This window comes from Paenibacillus sp. FSL M7-0656 (assembly GCF_038003225.1).
Classification (GTDB): domain Bacteria; phylum Bacillota; class Bacilli; order Paenibacillales; family Paenibacillaceae; genus Paenibacillus; species Paenibacillus amylolyticus.
This window is the reverse complement of the sequence record NZ_JBBOOT010000001.1, coordinates 6113002-6134140: the sequence shown is the minus strand read 5'-3', so window position 1 is coordinate 6134140 and position 21139 is coordinate 6113002. Positions and strand designations below refer to the sequence as shown.

Genomic DNA, 21139 nt, shown 5'->3' with positions numbered 1-21139 from the left:
TATCGTGCGTATTCAGTTGGATTATTGTGCTCTCTCATGAAAAGGTTCCGTAAGATGGCGAACGATCTGATTGAGAATCAGAGTATGTCCCGTAATTCCGTGACCGTCTACCCACAGGTGAGTATCTACGTAAAATACCCGATTATTTTTCACAGCCTTCAGCTCGTTCCATTGCGGGCTCTCCCATAGTTTCCTCATATTCTCTTCAGCGCCGAAGTGCTGCATGATCCGCTTCTCCACAAACAGATAATCGGGATTGGCTTGTGTGAGCAGTTCAAGTGAACAAGGGTTAAACCATGCTGTACCTGAATCCAGTGCTTGCGGCAGTGTTAATTCAAGCTGTTCATATAACAAGTGTGATACCCCGTGTGAATGCCCACCCAGATATCGATAACCAAACGCTTCTACCCTCAGCAGCATGACTGTGGATGCGGATTGGATGATGGGTTGCAACTGTCGCTTAGCTACACTGACTTCATGTTTAATCTGCTGATGCAGTCTATAAGCCTCATCTTCTTTAAGAAACCAGGCTGCTAATTGATCGAGCATTGGTTCTACATCTTGATGAAGTCCGGTAAGAATCGGTGCAATTGTGCGCAGCTCCCTTTTGACCTCTTCCGTCAATACGTTTCCTATCAACATCTCCGGTTGAACTTGTCGAACAAGTTCTATCTCCACCTCATACTGTGTAACCTCCAGCATCTGCACTCCATGCACTATAAATTGTTCCCGATGATGTGGGGACAGCAGGATTGGGGTAACCACTACGGCATGGGGGATGACACCCAGATGAATCATAATTTCTGCACAGATTGGAGAAAGTGACACCATCTTGCGCTGCGTCATCGTCTGCCTATATATCTTAGGTGATACGCCGGTCAACTGTTTGAATCGTCGGCTAAAATAATGAGCATCTTCAAATCCAGACTTTTTGGCAATATCCTGTGAGGTTGCAGCTGTTAATATCAATTCTTCCTGCGCGCGGTAGATCCGGTAGTGTGCAAGATAATCCAGAGGTGGCTTACCATATCGCTCGCTAAATTTGCGGGAGTAATGCCATGGACTGATTCCGGCGATCTGAGCTAACTGTGTACGTGTAATGACCTGATCATAATGCTGCTGCATGTAGTCAATGGAGCGAAGTATACCGTGTTCTGGCTTCAACTCGTCATCCGGCTGTTTCCGATATAGATTACTTAACAACTCATATAACAAATGCTGATTGCCAACTCTTTCTGCACTCTGATCCGGTGTATGCACTTCACTCCAATGCTGAATGATACTTGCCAGACCTCCACCGGACAGCTGCACTTTCTGATACGCCTCTCCTGACGGTAACCGCCATTCGAACTTCTCAGCTTCCCGTCTATCATGCTGCACCGAATATGTATCGAACTGAACATGCCAGCCTGCCAGATCCAGGTTGCCACCTTCAATGACCTCCATTACGGAGTTCTCTTCAACCGCAATTAATTCTCCATAGGAGACGTGAACTCGGTGTCCATTTATATTCCAGATCGCTTTTCCATCAATGATAAATATCAAGGTGTGACTGGGAAAGTAATGCAGCTCGCCTTTCGTTATCCATGTGTTGCTTAGTGCATTCGTTGACTTCCATTGAGCAATCCATTCCATGTTGTCAGACATAGGTTATCCTTTCAAAGGGATTAGTAATCCAGATTTATAGGTTTCACTATATCAAAATACATGACAACTCCATAACCAACAAGCTATGGCTTGAATAAAATGGTGGACAGCGATTGTACATTCCATACTTACATTAATCAGAAAAACACAACAAAAAAGCCCGCACCATAAGGTACAAGCTCTTTCTTACAACTTTAATGCTACTTTTCAATGCTACGTTTTACATATTAATCAATACTAGCTTTCGGTGACCCCTGTCCCCGTTCCTGTCCTTTTCCTGCCATCCAATACGTTAGTCCACCTGAGACACCAAATGCAATAACCACACCAATGCAAGTGTGTAACAGATTCAAGCTACCCTCTTCGATGAAGAGCGGGAGGCTGATCAAGCTCGGATTCCCCACCATAGCAAATGCCTCGACAGATAACAATCCAAAATACAGTCCACCCGCAGCTCCACCCAGCAATGCCGCGTAGAAAGAGGATCTCTTTCTCAAGTTGACCGCATACAATGCAGGCTCTACCACTCCAAGGAGGGCTGTTCCAGTAGCCCAGAAAGCCAGTCTTCTGGATGTTGGCTCTTTCGAGCGGATTCCGTTTGCGAACGCGGCCCCCGCTTGTCCAACAATCGCCACTAACATGGCAGCAATCACCATAGAACCACCATTCATAACCATTTCATTAATGATGATGGCAATCAGCCAGTAGTGTAATCCTATAATTAACATCAGTGAGAAGACAGCTCCCAGTAACATCACCGACAACACTGGAGCATTAGCTACTAGTGAATCCAATGCCTCCGGCAGATACTCATCAATCCAGGTTCCGACTGGACCAAGTATCATCAATACTAGCGGAACAAGAATCAGTAACGTCAGGAATGGAGCAACCATCCCTTTGGAGAATTTTGGACTCCATCGTTCAACGACTCTTTCCAAGAAGGCGGCTGCACAGATCGTTAGAATGACCCAGATGGGCGTAGAGTAAAAAGCAGGCTGAGACACAAGTGGCAAACCCAGGAAATGCACCTCTTTTTCCCCTGACATCAGCATGGTCATCTCCGGATAAAACATGAGTCCGCCAATAGATGCTGCAACATAGATATTGCTCTTCAACCGATAAGCTGTGCTGATTGCTACCAATATAGGCAGTACATAAAATACACCGTCTCCAATGATCCTGAAGATCGTAAAGGTCTGGCTGTCCATCAACGCAGAAGAGTCCGCAGAACTGTACGTATCCATTAACGCAATAATGGCGACTATAATTTTAATAACAGCGGCTCCGAGAATTGCAGGCATCAAGGGCCTGAACACATCGGATACAAAATGTAAGATGGAGAATCTGTTCTTCTTCGTGTGTCCCGCTTCCTGCAACGCTGTCCCTGTAGATTCCCAAGCGTTCATACCCAGTAACGTATTGTAGATAAGTGAAGATTCATCTCTTATTACCAGACGGCACTGCTCACCTGTTACCCGAATATCTGCTACAACATCTGCGGAGGCAAGAACCGACATGTTCAATTGTGTACTTTCCTTCAGCACCAGTGTCGTTGTGTCCTTATCATGTTCTACGAGCTTAATGTTCTCCTTGCCACCTGCGAGTTTCAACCAATCTTCAATCTGTGTGTTATGCATTATGTACAATCTCCTCATGTTACGGTAAACCCGTGTTTTGTGATGTGTTATGATCTATATGCCTCTATCTATATACACATTTCCATGAAAAAACTTCAATAGGATAAAAAAACTAATTTCCCTGACATTTCATGTTCATTTATACAAGGTATATGGACCTATGAAAGTCGAAAAAGCAAAAAAGCCTACTTTTATGTAGGCTCTTATCCATCTGTACTTATGAGTCATACTCTTCATACTCACAACCGACATTCGCAGTCATCAGATGGCGATGCACGTAAATATACATCCCCATCCTATGACAGTGCCAACATCGCGTTCATATCTTCTTCTGCCGTTGTAATTAACTTCAGACCAAACATATCTACGAGTACATCCAAGACACCTTCCGATATAAACTCAGGCGGTTTTGGTCCAATACGAATGTCCTGAATGCCAAGGCTGAACAGGCCAAGGAGGATCGCAACTGCTTTTTGCTCAAACCAGGACAGCACAATGCTGACAGGTAACTCGTTCACAGTACAGCCAAAAGCATCCGCCAAAGCCATTGCAATTTTCACTGTAGAACCGGAATTGTTGCATTGACCCAGATCGATATAACGCGGTATACCCGTGTCTCCAACCGTACCATAATCCACATCATTGAAGCGGAACTTACCACAGGATGTGGTCAAAATTACGGTATCATTCGGTAAGGATGTCGCGAGTTCTCGATAGTAGTTACCACCTTTCCCCGGCGCATCACAGCCTGCAATAACGAAGAATCGACGAATATGACCGTCTTTCACCGCTTGAATAATCTCGGGCGCAAGCCCAATCACGGTCTCATGATGATATCCTGTCGTTAAGACTTGCTCCGACTGTATATTAGCCGCAGGCAGAGACAATGCACGTTCAATCAGGGGTGAGAAGTCATCATCCATGATCTTGGCCACACCCTCCAGACCCGCCACTTCGTAGGAGAAAAAGCGGTCTGCATATGTGCCTTTGATCGGCATAACACAATTCGTCGTTGCAAGAATAGCACCCGGGAATTGTTCGAAAAGTCTTCTTTGATCGTACCAGGCTTTGCCGATATTACCCTTGAGATGGGCGTATTTCTTCAGCGCCGGATAACCGTGCGCAGGCAACATTTCCGAGTGGGTATAGATGTTGATTCCTTTCCCTTCAGTTTGACGAAGCAACTCCTCCAATGCATACAGATTATGTCCCGTCACCACGATGCACTGTCCTTCAATCTGGTTCTGGCTAACCGTAATCGGTTGCGGTACACCAAAGCGGTCCGTGTGCGCACGATCCAACACATCCATAATGCGGATTGCTGCATTACCTACCTTCATCGCCATCTCCAGATGTTCCTGTACATTAAAATTCGAGTTCGTTAATGTCATATATAATGCCTCATGTGTAATCCGATCCACCTCAGGATCAGAATATCCCAACTGGCGTGCATGTGTCGCATAAGCAGCGATGCCTTTTAACGCAAAAATCATCGTATCCTGCAAACTTGCGATTGTTTCGTTTTTGCCGCATACCCCTACCACGGTACACCCGCCACTCGGCGTCTGTTCGCACTGATAACAAAACATATGGTATCCCCTCCAAACTTAGATTTAAGGCAGTTCGTTATGTATTAGCGTAACAGACCCTGATATGAGCTAGTGTGATGGTGCACACAGTTTCTGATCCAACATCTATATATGGTTCTCCAGACTATCATCCAAACTGGAAATAATAACATTCAAAAAAAGGCATATCTCGGATCATTATGAAAAATACTGTGTACAGCTAAAAACGTATAAATCCATAATCTTAAAAAAATACGAAAATGAAACGATTCTAGATTTTGCCCGTAAGGGTAATACACAGAGAAATCTAATATTCAAGGAGCTGGTCAATTGCAACATTACAGACACAGTGCGGAGGAAACCCTTCAGGATGTACAGAGTTCCTCCAAGGGACTTACGACCTCCGAAGCTGCCAAGAGAATTGAAACGGAAGGATATAACGAGTTAAAAGGTAAAGATGCAACACCAGTCTGGAAATTGTTCCTCGAAAATTTCAAAGATCCGATGGTCATCGTGCTGCTGATTGCAGCCGCGGTACAGGTTGTACTTGGACACCTGATTGAGTCATTGATCATATTCCTGGTTATTTTGCTCAACGCGGTGATCAGTGTAGTGCAGACCAAAAAAGCCGAGAGTTCGCTTGACGCGCTGAAACAAATGTCTGCACCTGAAGCAAAGGTCATTCGTGACGGGCAGAAAAAAACCATTCCAGCGAGGGAACTCGTTCCCGGTGATATTGTTATGCTGGATGCAGGTGATTATGTCCCGGCAGACGGGCGTATCCTGGAATCAGGAAGTCTGAAAATCAACGAAGGCATGTTGACCGGAGAATCCGAAGCTGCGGAGAAACACGCCGATGCCATTCCGGATGAAGCGCCTATTGGAGATCGTCGCAATATGGCCTTCAGTGGCTCACTCGTCGTATATGGACGGGGCATGCTTGTCATTACAGGTACGGCTCTCAAAACCGAAATCGGCAAAATTGCCGAACTGATTGAAAATGCCGAAGCCAAGAACACACCATTACAGCGCAAGTTGGAATCATTCAGCAAAAAACTGGGCTTTTTCATCCTAGGCTTGTCGATTCTCATCTTTGGCATCGAAGCCGGTCGTGTATGGTTGACCGAAGGTACGGAGAATATCGGGCCTTCCATCGTAAATGCACTGATGTTTGCCGTAGCTGTTGCCGTTGCTGCCATTCCTGAGGCGTTATCCTCCATTGTGACTATCGTATTGTCACTCGGAACAAATAAGATGGCCAAACAACATGCGATCATTCGCAGACTGCCTGCTGTTGAGGCGCTCGGTTCTGCCAGTATCATCTGTACGGATAAAACCGGAACGCTAACTCAGAATAAGATGACTGTCGTGGATTATTACATTCCCCATGGCACCAAGGACGAATTCCCCGATGATCCCGATCAGTGGTCGGAAGAGGAACGGCGTCTGTTACATATTGCAGTGCTCTGCAATGATTCGAATATTAACCAGGAAGGCAAGGAATTGGGTGATCCAACCGAAGTGGCCCTCATTGCCTTCAGCAACCGGGTGAACAAGGATTACAATGAAATCCGTGACCAGTTCCCGCGTGAAGCTGAGCTTCCTTTTGACTCGGATCGAAAGCTCATGAGTACGGTGCATACCTTCGAGGGACAGACGGCCTTGCTGACCAAAGGTGGACCGGATGTGCTGTTCAGCCGCTGTAGTCATGTGTTTATCAACGGTGAGGTTCAGCCCCTCACACCCGAGATTCGCACACAATTTGAAGAAAAAAATGAGGCCTTCTCAAAACGTGCCTTCCGTGTGCTGGCCTACGCGTACAAAAAATTCGATGATAAAAACCAGGTCACCATTGATGACGAGCATGATCTGACACTTGTTGGCCTGACAGCGATGATTGACCCACCGCGTGAAGCGGTATACGGTTCTATTGAAGAGTCCAAAAAAGCGGGCATTCGCACCATCATGATCACTGGAGATCACAAAACAACGGCTCAGGCGATCGGTGTGGATATCGGCCTTGCCGAACCGGATGACCTCGCCATTACCGGAGCCGAACTGGACAAAATGTCTGATGAGGAGCTGGATCAACAACTCGAACATATCTCGGTTTACGCAAGGGTATCTCCTGAAAACAAAATCCGGATTGTTCGTGCTTGGCAGCGTAAAGGCAAAGTGGCAGCCATGACCGGAGATGGAGTTAATGACGCACCTGCGCTGAAACAAGCCGACATCGGCGTAGCGATGGGTAGCGGAACAGATGTCGCCAAGGATGCGGCTGCCATGATTCTGACGGATGATAACTTTGTCTCCATCGTGAATGCAGTTAGTGTTGGACGGATGGTATTTGATAATATCAAAAAAGCCATCGCATACCTGTTCGCCGGTAACCTCGGCGCGATTATCGCCATTTTGTTTGCCTTGATCGTCGGCTGGGTTAATCCATTTACGGCCCTTCAGCTGCTGTTCATCAATCTGGTGAACGACTCCCTGCCTGCCATTGCTTTGGGTACAGAGAAACCCGAGCCAGATGTCATGCGGCGTAAACCCCGTGATATTAACGAGGGTATCTTCGCAGGTGGAACCCTGCAGGCTGTGATTACACGTGGTGTCCTTATTGGTGCGGCTGTTATTGTATCCCAATATATAGGACTTGGCATCTCGGAGGAAATCAGTGTGGCTATGGCCTTCACAACCTTGATTCTCGCACGCAGTCTGCAAACATTTGCAGCACGTTCCAACACACAAACCATCTTCCAAGTGGGCTTCATGACCAATAAATTCGTGCTTGGCTCCATTCTGGTATGTCTGTGTCTCTATGCAATCACACTGATTCCAGGTGTTCGCGGTGTATTCGCCATCCCGGATACATTCGGCTGGAATGAGTTCCTGATTGCAGGCGGACTTGCACTTGTCGCCGTCATTCTGATGGATGTCATCAAGTGGATTCGTAATCGCGGTAAACAAGTTACTGCGGCGTAAGATTTGTAGATATAACATGCACAAACAGGCGCCCGTTATCGGAGCGCCTGTTTGTTTACAGTTTTTTTTACACAGACAAAGCGTACACTTCTCAGCCATACTGATGATTTCTAGGGTATCTTCGCAAAAAATTTAAGCATTAAGTTGATATCTATATACCAATCAACAGATGGACAGATGCTCATCTGCACCGGCTGCCATTCGGGAACTAGGATACGATCGGAAACCAGGAACGATGAAGGACAGTCAAAATTCCCAATGGTGTAGCCCTCTCATTAGCTGATTGGGCTTCTTTTTCATTCACTACATGTGGAATTAATTGGAATTATATGTTATTATTTGTTTATTCCAACAGAAGGAGTCGATCTTTAAAGTGAAGAAAATTTTCAAAGCCGCTCTTACCTGTACTTTACTATTTAATGTGAGTATGGCATCCGTCGCTATGGCCTCGCCAGATACTACGGATCAGTACACTACGGAGAAGTTCACTGAAGTTCAAACGTCAGGGACAGCCAAAGCAAAAGCAGGAAAATTTCAAGGCGATAATACAATTGTTATTGATGAAGAAGGGAACCAAACTACGGTTGGGGAACTCAAAGCCTTAACAAACCTTGTTTTACCGGATAACCCTAATGCCGATGTATCTCCGAAAATCACCATACAACTGGCACCACACATTGATATGGTACAGCCATTTGCGTCAGCTTACGGTCACGCTTGGCCTTATTCGGCAGTCACTTCAAGCGGTGTCAATTGTTATGGATATTCGGTAAAGGCACCTTTCTTCTGGAACCCGGGAGATGGTGATGGGGTTTCCAATGTGTATGACACAGGATTTTTTACAAATTCGAGCGTTGGAGCAGCCCTTGTAGTTAAAGACGGAAACACGAATGGACTGTATTTTAAACCTGGTTGGAAAATTCTATCCAGTAGAACAGCTACTGTCACAGACGAAGAACACCGCATTGCTTATAGAGTTGGCTGGATTGATGCCAACAATAATGGCAAAGTCGATGTAGGTATTGATGTGGTGGACTTCCACTTTATGTTGCAGAACAGTACGGGAAAATGGTCTGAGAAACACGGACAACAACCATCTATCAACACCAATATCTCAGACCCAAGTACCTTCTCTTGGGATCTGGGTACTTATAAGAATTTTTATAATAGCTCTACTGCTTATATTGCTGCGAAGGTGCACTAATCTATGTAACCATTTTCATATTTTCATAGAAAAACGGCGTTTATCTTTAAGATAAGCGCCGTTTTCTGATTGTAGAGATTTGAATCTAAATTATGGTCATACTGCACCGGTACTAAATCCGGAACTAGCACGTGCGGCCTTATCCGTATCGATGTGCAGCTGCGCCGGTCTTCTCAGCAAATGACTACCGCCAAGCGCAAATTAAGGATACATAATCCCCAGGATACCGTGGGAAATGTCGCCGACCATTTAAACTTTTCTTTCCCTTTTGAACCATTTGTTAATCCGGATGCTATTAACGCAACTCCAATAATTAAACCGATCTGGGCAAACAGCAAAAAAATTCCTTCTACCATATAGATAACTCCCTCACATACTCCGCTATCAATTTGAACACCATTAGTGATTCATAAATCCGTTTTCTGTATCTAATTACCCCTGTTTAATGCCAAAAGCGATCCATCGTCCATCGATATCCTCGATCACAAACTCCTTGTTATTATAGTCTGTATGATTGAGGACACGTACGATGTTCACATCGGCGTTGATCAATTCCTGCTGAAGCTTTTCCTGGTTCTTGGTAATAAAATATGCATCATATCCATAACCATATAACTCTCTGTTGGGTATAACTTTCTGTCCATTGCTTTGGGTTAAAATAATCTCGGTCAGATCACGATACAGGCAGATGTGAGGTTTTGCGGCATCAAGATATTCAACTACTCGAAAGCCCATCTTTTCTTCATAAAACTGCGCGGTGCGCTTCATATCCAGCGTCGGAAATACGCTATGGGACATTAATAATGCATGAGTCATGGGTATAATCTCCTTCATTTTAAACATGCTAATTACTTACATATCTAGTTACCTAACCGCTGATCCATCTGCTTATGTATGTTCAATGATCATTTTAGTTAAATTCAGGAAATTCGTCTATTGTTTGTTATTAAAATCTTACTATGCTCATCACATCTGAACGAATTATTATGACATTATTGCCATATTATAAATTTCGGTGTAAAATGATATATTGCTTTTCATCAAATATCTATTAAAAGTTCTATCCGAATTCATATTCATACCCAAGACAGGAATGGTACCGTGAAAGATAAAATTGTCATGCCACTCTGGACATGCTGTTTGTTCATCGTTGTGATGAATACCACCATGTTCAATGTTTCTTTGCCAGTCATTATTCATGATCTGCAGATTACCTCGGACCTGGGGTCTTGGGTCATCTCAAGTTATTCGATTGGTTACGCCCTGTCGACGGTGATCTACAGCCGATTGTCAGACCGTATCCCGGTACGCAAACTGTTAACGGTCGGGCTTCTGATCCTGGGGTTATCTTCATTGCTGGGGTTGTTCGCGCATAACTTCGCTATCTTGTTACTGACACGCATTCTGCAATCTGCGGGTGCAGGAGTTATGGCAGGTCTGGGTCTCGTCATTGCAAGTCGTTACATCCCGGTGGAACGACGCGGAGCTGCCATCGCGCTGATCTCATCAGGTAGCGCCATGGCTTTTGGACTTGGCCCCATTGTCGGCGGACTCATTAGCGAATACTGGGGCTGGAACGGACTTTTTGCCATAACCGTGCTTGTCTTGCTCGCCCTGCCTGTATTGCTCTATTTCCTTCCACGGGAAACAGTCAAAACAGATCAGCCGTTCGATGTTATTGGTGCCATACTAACCGTCATTAATGCCACTACACTTCTCGTCGCGATCACCCAGCAATCCTGGTTATGGTTTGCCGTGGGCGTTATTTCACTTGTTGCACATCTCCTGTATATTCGAAAAGCAAGTCTTCCGTTTGTGAATCCACAAGTGTTCCGAACGCCAGGATATACCCGGTTAATCCTTATCGGATTCTGCGTGCTGGTGGTGAATCTGGGCAATCTGTTTTTGATGCCGCTTGTGCTCGCTGATCTATATGGACGCTCTTCGCTCGCCATTGGTTTGCTGATTGCTCCTGGGGCAATCGTTGCAGCATTCTGCACCCGTTTCGTCGGGCGTTGGATCGACCGTTATGGCAATATGCGATTTATGATCATCGGACACACCCTGCTCGCAGCGGTACTTGCTTTATTCATGCTCGGACTGGATCAGTCCGCCTTGATCATTACCAGTGGTTATCTCTTTTTCTCACCGGCACTGTCAGCCTCCATGGCTTCACTGAATAATGAAGCGTCACGTGTGCTGCCCAAAGCGCAAATCGGTTCCGGTATGGGCATGTTACAACTGATTCAGTTCTTCGGTGGTTCGGTGTCTGTAGCCGTGTGTGGGCTGCTGCTGCACAGCATTCCGGGAGTCTCGGTCGAGCAAGCTTATCATGTGGTGTATGCTTGTCTGTTGCTCGTCTGCGTTGTTTCACTCGGGTTGACCGTCTGGCATAGCAGAGCTTCACGCTCAGGCATTAAACCTGTTACATTGGACAATTGATAATTGAGTTTAAAGTTCAGAACAAAAAGGCCCGCGCCAAGCGCGAGCCTTTTTTAGTTTGGAACAGAATACCGTTTTTTTAAAGTAGATCACTCAATGAACTTGAACTTACCGGTTACTTTCCTGATTTCATCCTACAGTAGCATGCCAACTATTTACCGTCCAGTGCGAACTTCCAGGCCTCCATTATGCTAATTGGGGCTTTATTACTGCTCTCGCCGTCACCTTCCTGCGTCCAAAGTGGTGGGTAATACGCAAATACTTGTCCTGTCTGGAGCTGAGACATATCCTCTTGCCAGCCTTTCCAGCGAAAGGTCCGATAAAACTGCTCCAGATCACCATTCGCCAGCCAGTTGATGAAACCTGAATATGCCAGTTCTGTCGATTCCCATTCGAGTGTATCCGGTGCAAAATAATATATGTGTCCCGTGCGGCCATACTTGCCTGTATCCAGTCCGAAGAAACCGCCTGCCGCATCATATGCAACGACCATCATACCTTCCAGCACATCTACCCAAGGTTGCTCACTCACACCATTCCAACTGGTGAGACTCCCCGATGTACTGTCACCACCCGCACCAAGCAACGTGATCCAGCCATGGTCCAGTACAATACCTTCTGTCTCATAAGCAACAGCCCCCAAATAGGATTTGGTGCTTATTTGCAGACGATAGAGGGTATCCTCTCCAGCCTCTTGTTTTGCTGGAACATACACATATGTATTTTGCCCACTATCCAGGAGTTCCTTGAGTTCTTCCCATGCGTGATTCTCCCGATCTACTAATTCAGCTATCGTTAATGTATTCATGAGCAGTCTCCTCGCTGATTTTATAAGAGCATATCATGGGTTATTAACCCGTTCAAATCTGCTATAATCTATCTTCAAAGCTAAATTCAAGGGGGAAACGATTTGATTCGCGTAGTTATACTTATGATTCCGATTCTGATGGTGCTTGTATCCGGTTGTCAGAATCATACATCTGCCATGAAGGAACCCGTTTCTGTTCAAAAGTCTGATCCCCAGGTCATCCATTACATATCACCCCAAGGAAACGACTCGAATAAAGGAACCATTCAATCTCCGTGGAAAACGTTGCAGCACGCAGCCGACCATACTTCCCCAGGAAGCACGATTTATTTGCGTGAAGGTGTCTATCATCAGAAAGTCAAAATCACCCGGAGCGGTAATTCTTCCGCTAATCCAACCCTATTTTCAAGTTATCCTCAGGAGCAGGTTATCATTGATGGTAAAGGTTTATCTGTCCGGGGCATTGAAGGGTTAATTGAAATTGAAAATGCCAGTTATATCACGATTCAAAATCTCGAAATTCGTAACTTCACGACCACACTTGGGGGCCAAGTTCCAACCGGGATTTATGTCCACGGAGCAGGTGAGCATATTCAGCTGTTAGACAACACCATACACGCGATCGCTAGTTACGCAACTCCTGAAGGTCCCGATTTGCGGGGCAGGGATGCCCACGGTATTGCCATATATGGCACAGAGCACCCTCAAGCTTTACGCGATATCATCATCAAGGATAATGAATTGTATGATCTTACACTTGGTTCAAGCGAGTCACTCGCAGTCAACGGTAATGTTGATACCTTTGCCATCCAGGACAATATCATCCATGATTCCGACAATATTGGTATTGATCTGATCGGGTACGAGGGTACGTCCGAGGACGACACGTACGATCAGGCTCGGAACGGCATTGTACGAGGAAACGAAGTATACGATATTACGTCCAATAACAATCCCTCCTACGGTACAGACCTGCCCAATGATACCAACTCGGCCGGCGGCATCTACGTAGATGGCGGGAAAGATCATATCATCGACCAGAACCGGGTATATCGGAGCGATATCGGAATTGAGATTGCCTCAGAGCATGCCGGACGTTCAACCAGCAACATTACCGTGCGTGATAACCTGATTTATTCCAACAGATTGACGGGTATTGCCATGGGAGGTTATGACGAGGAACGAGGAGCTACCGAGGATAGCAAGATTATGTACAATACACTTGTGGGAAATGATACCCTGAGTGCAGGCAATGGACAGTTATTCATGCAGTCACGGACAAAGAACAATACGTTCATGCGTAACATTCTCGTATCAGGCAGCTCGGAAGTACTGATATACAACGAATATACTAGCAATACCGGCAATGTGTTTGACCATAATGTCTATTACTCACCAGGTGAGCAGGAAGATGCCCTGTGGGTTTGGAAAAATAAAGCCTACTCCGGCATTGCCGCCTACATCAAGGGATCTGGCAATGATGCACACTCCATATATGTGAACCCGGCATTTATGGATGAACCGAGCGAAGATTTTCGTCCTCAGGCGAACTCTCCGGCTAAGGCGTATGGTTACCTTGCTCCGCGATAAATTAACCCTGAGTCTGCCATCTCAACGTAGTCAATCTATTTCACGCAAATAAAAGGAGCCTGTGCATGTGGGATCATCTTCCTCATCATGCACAGGCTCCTTTTTGCTTTCTTTTGATGCAATCCAATTCTTAACTTTTTACCATCTGAGCTGCATGTGTCACCCGGTTTCGTCCTCCGGTTTTGGAGGCATACAGGGCGTTGTCCGCTCTTTGGAACAAGGTCTTTTCCGTATCTTCCTCTACTACAGTGGCCGCACCGATACTCACAGTAATGTTATATTCACCCCAGTCGGCTGAAGCAACCTGTGAACGATATCGTTCTGCGATACCAATCGCCTGCTCCTCTTCACAATCTGGAAGAATGACAACAAATTCCTCTCCACCGTAACGTGCAACCACATCCGTACTTCGCGATACCGTTTGCAGCAGCCCTGCCAGATTGCCGAGCACCAGATCTCCGATCGGATGTCCGTACGTATCATTAATGCTTTTGAAATGATCAATGTCCACAACCAGCAGGGAGAAATAACGTTGTTTCTCCTGGAACATCATTAAGCTTTCAAGCATTTTTTCCTGGAAAAACCTGCGGTTCTTCAATCCTGTCAACAAGTCGGTGGAGGCCAGTGTTTCCAACTGATCATTTACTTTGATTAACGCCTGCTCTTTAATTTTATATTCCTCATGCAGTCGTTCAAGCTCCTTGTTCGCTTCTTGCGTCGCTTGATACAACTCTTGTAGCTTCGTTTTGGTATGCAAAATATCCTTCTCATGTTCGATTCGCTTACGCATGACTACAACAACACAATCTACCACGCTTTCCCCGTTACGGGTCTGGCGAACACCGTTAAGCAGAACAGGAACAGCCTGCTGATCACGGGTACGGAACGTAAAGTACATCTCGTCCACATGTCCATATAACTGGATGTAGGGATAGAAATACGTATGGAAAAACACCTTGTTGCTCACCGACATGGTGGATTCAATATGTTGCCCTATGAGCTCATCGCGTTCATATCCAAGCATCGTAAGCATAGTTTGATTAATCGACTGTACGACGCCCGAATCAGAGATAGAGAAGTATCCACAGGGAGCCAGATCTAATTGTATATCCATGGAATAACTGCCTTTCTTCCGCTTTTTATGCGCTCGTTAAATAATCCTTAATCATTCGGATGGTTTCTTCCGGTTGACTTAGATGCGGATAATGTCCCTTGGCCGTCATCTGTTGCAATCGGCTATTCTTCAGATGAGCGTGTAAATAATCCCCTACTTCTACCGGGGCAATACTGTCATCCGAGCACTGAAGAATTAATGTTGGCACAGTTGCCTGCTCCAGATCAATACGACAGTCCGATAAAAACGTCACTTCGGCAAATTGTCTCGCAATATGCGGATCTCTGGAGCAGAAGCTTTTCTCCAACTCTTCCGTCAGCTCTTTCCGTTCCGGATTGTTCATCACAATGGGTGCCAGATAACTCGCCCACCCAATAAAATTCATCTGCATCATCTCAAGTAATTCATCGATATCATTCCGATCGAAACCTCCATAATAATTCGGCAGATCATTCACGTAACGTGGGGAGGGCCCTAACATTATAATTTTTTTGAAATATTTGGGGTTCTGAATCGATGCCAGCATACCAATCATACTACTGACGGAATGCCCGACAAATATGGTGTCCTTTAGTTCGAGCGCTTCCATAACTTCCAGCACATCCTGGGCGTATCCTTGAAGGTTGCTATATTTGATAGCATCATAATAGTTAATTTGAGATTCGCCAGATCCAACATAATCAAACAACACCACTCGGTAGTTCTCCATAAAACCTGGAATAATGTAACGCCACATATCCTGATCACATCCAAAACCATGAGCAAATACAATCGTTTGGCTACCCGAGCCAAGTACCTTAACATTATTTCTTACAAGTATATCAACAGTCACTACATATCACCTCTCCGAGGTAGTATTCACTTGAATCATTTTATCTGATTATTATACCGGAAAATGTTGGGATATGAATTAAAAATAATTAATAACTTCTCTCATCCACCAAAAAATCATGAACCCCTGCTCTGAATACGCGCTTTACAACCTGACTATCGTCAGGTAAAATCAGTTCAACATGTCGCGCGACAGAGATCAATATTACGGAGGAAAACCATGAGTACTTCAACACATAGCTCTACACCTCAGCAACTCTGGGGAAGATCATTCCTATTTATCATGTTAGCCAACGCATTATTGTTTATGGCATTTGAAATGTTGCTTCCCACCTTGCCTTTGTTTGTCTCAAGTCTTGGTGGCGAAGCCTCCCAAATTGGGCTTGTTACCGGCGTATTTATGTTTTCTGCCATCTTGATTCGACCCTTCACTTCTGTTTTAGCAGCTCGAATAGATAAAAAATATCTATTGATTATCGGCATCACTATCTGTGCATTAATGACAGGCGCATACTACCTATCGTCAGGTATTTGGATGATTCTTGTATTTCGAGTGATCCACGGATTCGGATTTGGTTTGGCAACGACATATTTTGCAACGATTGCCACTGAAAACATACCAAGAGATCGCCGGGGAGAAGGTATGGGGTATTTCGGCGTAGGGGAGACGGTCGCTATATCCATCGGTCCTTTGATTGGAACAAGCCTGTTGTTTAGGTACGACTACCAGAGCCTGTTTATGGGAGGTATGTGCATTTTGCTGTTAGCTCTCCTGATGACTGTGTTTGTATCCAGAAAGCCGAAAACAGGAGGTAGTAGCGAGTCTATGCAAACTCATGTCCCTTCGGTGAAACTGATTGAAAAGAAGGTACTTTTCCCTTCCCTTCTCATTATGCTCGTTGGTATTGCAGCCGGTTCAATCATGTCCTTTGTGGCTTTATTTGCTGCCGAAAGAGGGTTTGAGAATATAGCCTGGTATTTCTTCATCGTCGCCATCGCCAGCTTCGCCGTTCGACTATTTTCGGGGAAAATGTTTGATCGATGGGGACCAGGTTCCGTGTTGTTACCTTCTGCCGTGTTTGCAATCGCGGGGCTACTGGTTCTGATTATCGCCCAGAGTGATGTGCAATTCCTGATCGCCGGCGCATTATATGGCTTTGGTTTTGGTGCCATATTCCCGGCCATTCAGACCTGGTGTGTGAATCTTGTAGAAGAACATGAGCACGAAAGTGCGATGGCTTCCTTCTTTAACTTCTTTGACCTCGGAATTGGTGGTGGTTCGTTGATCCTGGGCGTGGTGGCTTCTGCATTTTCCTATACGGTGGTGTATGCTATCTCTATAGGCATTTTTGTGGTATATATCTTGTTATATTTGGTATACTCCCAAAAACAGCAGAGGTATACAGCTCGCCAACTGGAGGTAGACATTGAGTAAAAAACGAATCAAGGAAATTGCCATTCAACATTTTAATCGTCTGGGTTACGAGGGGACCAAGATGGCGCAGATTGCCGAAGAGGCAGGCATTCGCAAGCAATCCCTGGCTTATCATTATTCATCCAAAAAAGCGTTATTGCTGGAGTTATATGAGGAAGTTGTGCAGGAGGAACAACAGTTTGTACGCCAATTCTTCAGCGAGTCTGTTACCCAAACTTTGGATCAGCAGCTATATGCCTTTTTGCATGAACACAAAAATCGCTTTCTGACTCATCCAAACGTCGCTTTTATGTATATCCTGTCCTTTATCACACCGCTGGAGGTGCATGATTTTGTGCTAGCCCAGTATCGAACGTACCTCGGGACATTGAAAGAAGAGCTGGCAGCCGTATTCACCAGACATTCCGATATAAGCCTGAGTCCGGAAGAAGCCACCGTAGCTTTTGTCACCGTGATGGATGGATTGGATATACAGCTCGTGTATGAGACACGGCAATCCTATGAACAAGCTTTGGCGATCACCTGGAAAGTCTTCTGGTCAGGCATCCAGCGTTAACGGATCAATTACGATCAGACTACAAAAATAAGAGGGGCGTCCCACCAGCCATGTTGATGACTTTTAGGATAGCCCCTCTATTTCTTTATTTCACAGTTAGGATCACACGTTGATAATGCTTCAACTGATGCTCTCCATCATCCTGTACTTCGGCAACGATATGAAGGGTATCACCCGATTTGGCATCGTCAGGAACGGTAAATGTCACCGCTTCGGTGTCACTGCCCTGTAATTTTATCGTATCCACCTGCTCATCCTTTGCAAGTTCACGATGCAATCCAAGCTGCAGGTCACCCGCCATTTCAGGCTGAACTTTGTTCGGTGTTACTTTGGAATCCTCATAAGTGTCCGCTTCGAAATATCTCCACCACGTATAGGTCAGTTGATCTCCATCCGGGTCTTTACCCTCCGCGTGAAGAGTAACTTCCTCCCCAGGACTAACACTAAGATCCACCCCTTCCTTAATCGTTAAAGACGGATTATGGTTGGCACCTTCGTAAGTGTCTGCAACTGCCCAGTCTGCACGTGCTGCAAAATCATCCTGCACATCGTCAAACCATCTCATCAGAGAGTATTCGGCTTCATAGCGTTTGGTGTACGGATCGTAATCAAGCACATTGTTTCTAAACAGCTTGTCGTTCACAACGCCAAAGCGTCCACCCCAACCGCCGTAGGAAGGGTCTTCCATACTGCGCAGCCCATTATCAATCAGATAAAAGAAGGAAGGAGAGTCACCCTCGGATATAAAATCGTACTTGTCATATTGCGGATTGTTCTTGAGATATTCAGCACTTCCCCGTTGTTCTTCGGCCAGTTCGCCTTCGATCATTTTGCCGTCACCCATCGATGCATACATATCCATCAGCTTGCCATGTCCGTTCAGGATATTCTTGACCATCCAGTCGCCATGAAGCTTACTGTTCACTTCTTCGGCATGCATCTTCCATGCATAGGCAAAATGCCAGAAGTTTGATTGGTCGTTGAGAATACGGATATCCGGCCAATTCTTCGCAATGTATTCGTTGTAGCTGTCATCCTGATCGAGGATGATGTACAGGACCAGTTTGTCACTGACTTTTTTGCGAATCGTATCCCACTCGGCCGTATCTTTGTACTGTTCTTCAATCGATTTTAGCGCTCTGGCTGTGGTATTGGTGCCCCCCCATGTCTGAACAATCAGGTCTCGGGAGTCATCATCGAGGAAAAGAGTTTCGAGGAACTCGGAACCTTCGGTTTCCTTCTCCATCTCCCCTTTATCGGAAATATTACCGATCTTGGTCATCGCTCGAAGCTGTTCCGGCTCCGGGTACCCATCCGCATGTTTGGATAAGTTCGGGTAGATCTCGCCATAGGCATCGATCATATCGTACACCCACTGTGTGCCTGTCCAGCGGAACGGCTTGATCCCTGCTTCCTCGTCTCCAGCATAATGATACACCGAGCTGGTCAGTACAATTCCGGCAAGGTCCATCTCATTCGAATATAAGAGGAAACGAATGACGGAGTTCATATCATCCACTTCACCGTCGGTTGTAATCACCGTTCTGCCTTTGGCAGCTTGGTTGTTTGCAGGTTCCTGGGTTTCATTCTCTGTCTGTTCTGTCGCCTGATTTGGTGTGTCACTCGCGGTTTGTGGCGCTTTGGATGCGCATCCACTAATCACCAAGATGATACTGAGACAACCTGCGGCAAAACCGTTTAACCATTTTCTCTTGTTCATAATGCTCCCCTTTCTTCTGTACAGCGTGATGTTAGTTGGGTTGGAAATAAGTACGTCCTCTGTTTTTCTATCCTTAATATGGACCGTAGAATGCAAAAAAACCCGAACAACATTATGAATGGAACAAAGTCCACGCATAGTGTTGTTCAGGTTTTGCCTGCCCGAAGCAGTAACAATCCTTATTTGAGTGAAAGTATATCATGTCCACTCATTAATGTAAACGTATTCAAATGTTTTTTTGAATTTATCTTTGATATAGTATAATGCTTATAGCCAAGAATCAAACGAATCGGCCTGTTATTATATCAATGTTATTAGGAGGACTCAGACATCATGCAACAACTGGATGCGGCCTTGAGCCGTTTGGTGGAACAGCAGGATTTATATAATGAAGCTTATGGACTTTTCAAAAATCATGATCTGCGTCCCCGCGAACAACATCACCAGCCGGAAGTGGATACACGAATAGCTCTTTCTCCAGAACTTCAGTATCTGTACAGTCATTATGAAATGATGGATGCGGATGCGGAAGGTACACTTAAAATGAAAAATGCCGCCGTCGAAATCGGTGATGCCGCACTGATTTCCTTTGTCGCACCTGAACATCTGCTTCGTCAGCAACTGGGATTCCGCTGGATTGGCATGAATGAACCTTATGAAGAGTCCTCCACTTGGCCAAAAAATCACGTTGTCATCGCAAACTTTAACGATGATCCGTTAATTGTAGATGTGGAAGCACCAAACTCTCCCGTATATGCCGCTTTTACAGGTGGAGAACCAAACCGTGTTGCTGATTCGCTGTCAGACTTTTTCAGTGCACTAGCCATCCTGATTGAAGCGGCGCGCACCTATGCCGGAGAAGTAAAAGATGAAGAAACCTATGAAACCAAGCCCGAGTATCTGGAGCAAGTGGAACCTTTATTGCAAGATCTGTTGGGAGAAGAGTATACTGCTCATCTGTTCGAATATCTGTCCTTTTGTTAAAACGGTGAATTGAAGGAATTGGAGGGGCGCCCATATGATCTATGTGGCTTTGTTACGAGGCATTAATGTAGGCGGGAACAATAAAATCAATATGAAACAGCTGAAAGAAACGTTTGAACAAGCAGGCATGCTGGATGTCGTTACCTACATCAATTCTGGCAATATTATTTTTGCCGATCATCAGGAACGTGCCGATGCAAATAGGGAGATATCCCATGTGTTAGAACAGGCCATCGCCGCCGATTTTGGCTTACAGATCAGGGTAATGGTGCGGAATATGGATGAAATCCATAGCGTTATTCAGGCGCTGCCAGAAGAATGGGTTAATGATGACACAGCCAAAAGTGATGTGATGTTCCTATGGGATGAGATCAATGATCCCTCCGTGCTGAACCAACTGCCCATCAAACCGGAAATCGGCACACTAATCTATGTTCCCGGAGCGATTTTATACTCAGTCAGCAGAGAAGATGCATCCAAAAGTGGCATGAACAAGCTTGTGGGATCCAAAGTATATGCCTATATGACGGTTAGAAATGTGAATACCACACGTAAGATCTATGCCCTGATGCAAACAGCAGCAGAGAAATAATACAGACAGGTGGAGATGATGCCACGCAG

The 21139-nt window shown here is 45.4% G+C and carries 17 protein-coding genes; 8 read left to right on the top strand and 9 right to left on the bottom strand.

Annotated elements, in window-relative coordinates:
• Positions 1-21: 21 nt before the first annotated feature.
• The 3 genes from MHI01_RS26920 to hcp all read right to left on the bottom strand — a co-directional run bounded on the left by MHI01_RS26920 (position 22) and on the right by hcp (position 4873).
• Complete coding sequence (locus tag MHI01_RS26920; RefSeq protein WP_340984547.1) at positions 22-1647, bottom strand: helix-turn-helix domain-containing protein; 1626 nt, start codon at positions 1645-1647, stop codon at positions 22-24.
• Positions 1648-1874: 227 nt separating this feature from the next.
• On the bottom strand, positions 1875-3284 hold the full coding sequence (locus MHI01_RS26915; protein WP_340984546.1) for a PTS transporter subunit EIIC: 1410 nt from the start codon (positions 3282-3284) through the stop codon (positions 1875-1877).
• A gap of 296 nt (positions 3285-3580) precedes the next feature.
• On the bottom strand, positions 3581-4873 hold the full coding sequence (gene hcp, locus MHI01_RS26910) for a hydroxylamine reductase (RefSeq protein WP_340984545.1): 1293 nt from the start codon (positions 4871-4873) through the stop codon (positions 3581-3583).
• Positions 4874-5182: 309 nt separating this feature from the next.
• On the opposite strand from hcp, the gene MHI01_RS26905 reads away from it, so the two are divergent.
• Both MHI01_RS26905 and MHI01_RS26900 read left to right on the top strand, forming a co-directional pair.
• Positions 5183-7834, top strand: a complete 2652-nt coding sequence (locus MHI01_RS26905; protein ID WP_340984544.1) for a cation-translocating P-type ATPase — start codon at positions 5183-5185, stop codon at positions 7832-7834.
• Positions 7835-8207: 373 nt separating this feature from the next.
• On the top strand, positions 8208-9038 hold the full coding sequence (locus MHI01_RS26900) for a hypothetical protein (protein WP_127550115.1): 831 nt from the start codon (positions 8208-8210) through the stop codon (positions 9036-9038).
• Positions 9039-9211: 173 nt separating this feature from the next.
• Here MHI01_RS26900 and MHI01_RS26895 read toward each other — a convergent pair whose 3' ends face one another.
• Positions 9212-9394, bottom strand: a complete 183-nt coding sequence (locus MHI01_RS26895; protein ID WP_282320593.1) for a hypothetical protein — start codon at positions 9392-9394, stop codon at positions 9212-9214.
• Positions 9395-9470: 76 nt separating this feature from the next.
• Positions 9471-9854: a VOC family protein gene (locus tag MHI01_RS26890; RefSeq protein WP_340984543.1), complete on the bottom strand. Its 384-nt coding sequence runs from the start codon at positions 9852-9854 to the stop codon at positions 9471-9473.
• Positions 9855-10139: 285 nt separating this feature from the next.
• On the opposite strand from MHI01_RS26890, the gene MHI01_RS26885 reads away from it, so the two are divergent.
• The gene (locus MHI01_RS26885) at positions 10140-11480 is read left to right on the top strand and encodes an MFS transporter (protein ID WP_340984542.1); all 1341 of its coding nucleotides are present in this window, start codon (positions 10140-10142) and stop codon (positions 11478-11480) included.
• Between the two features lie 151 nt (positions 11481-11631).
• Here the strand turns inward: MHI01_RS26885 and MHI01_RS26880 are convergent, their stop codons facing one another.
• Entirely contained in the window at positions 11632-12288 is a 657-nt protein-coding gene (locus tag MHI01_RS26880) for a DUF2625 family protein (RefSeq protein WP_338706714.1), read from the bottom strand.
• A gap of 102 nt (positions 12289-12390) precedes the next feature.
• Here MHI01_RS26880 and MHI01_RS26875 point away from each other — a divergent pair, with 102 nt between their 5' ends.
• Positions 12391-13878: a DUF1565 domain-containing protein gene (locus tag MHI01_RS26875; protein ID WP_315371475.1), complete on the top strand. Its 1488-nt coding sequence runs from the start codon at positions 12391-12393 to the stop codon at positions 13876-13878.
• Between the two features lie 130 nt (positions 13879-14008).
• Here the strand turns inward: MHI01_RS26875 and MHI01_RS26870 are convergent, their stop codons facing one another.
• Both MHI01_RS26870 and MHI01_RS26865 read right to left on the bottom strand, forming a co-directional pair.
• The gene (locus tag MHI01_RS26870; protein WP_315371476.1) at positions 14009-14992 is read right to left on the bottom strand and encodes a sensor domain-containing diguanylate cyclase; all 984 of its coding nucleotides are present in this window, start codon (positions 14990-14992) and stop codon (positions 14009-14011) included.
• 25 nt (positions 14993-15017) lie between these two features.
• A complete protein-coding gene (locus MHI01_RS26865) occupies positions 15018-15824 on the bottom strand; it encodes an alpha/beta fold hydrolase (protein ID WP_036617433.1) in 807 nt (268 codons plus the stop codon).
• A 219-nt stretch (positions 15825-16043) separates the two neighbouring features.
• On the opposite strand from MHI01_RS26865, the gene MHI01_RS26860 reads away from it, so the two are divergent.
• On the top strand, positions 16044-17258 hold the full coding sequence (locus MHI01_RS26860; RefSeq protein WP_340984541.1) for an MFS transporter: 1215 nt from the start codon (positions 16044-16046) through the stop codon (positions 17256-17258).
• The gene (locus MHI01_RS26855) at positions 17251-17814 is read left to right on the top strand and encodes a TetR/AcrR family transcriptional regulator (RefSeq protein WP_076252779.1); all 564 of its coding nucleotides are present in this window, start codon (positions 17251-17253) and stop codon (positions 17812-17814) included. The genes MHI01_RS26860 and MHI01_RS26855 overlap by 8 nt, the downstream gene beginning before the upstream one ends.
• 85 nt (positions 17815-17899) lie before the next feature.
• Here the strand turns inward: MHI01_RS26855 and MHI01_RS26850 are convergent, their stop codons facing one another.
• A complete protein-coding gene (locus MHI01_RS26850; RefSeq protein WP_340018069.1) occupies positions 17900-19534 on the bottom strand; it encodes a DUF1593 domain-containing protein in 1635 nt (544 codons plus the stop codon).
• Between the two features lie 333 nt (positions 19535-19867).
• On the opposite strand from MHI01_RS26850, the gene MHI01_RS26845 reads away from it, so the two are divergent.
• Positions 19868-20518, top strand: coding sequence for a hypothetical protein (locus tag MHI01_RS26845; protein WP_076318787.1), 651 nt, complete (start codon positions 19868-19870; stop codon positions 20516-20518).
• A gap of 34 nt (positions 20519-20552) precedes the next feature.
• Positions 20553-21110: a DUF1697 domain-containing protein gene (locus MHI01_RS26840; RefSeq protein WP_340984540.1), complete on the top strand. Its 558-nt coding sequence runs from the start codon at positions 20553-20555 to the stop codon at positions 21108-21110.
• Positions 21111-21139 lie beyond the last annotated feature (29 nt).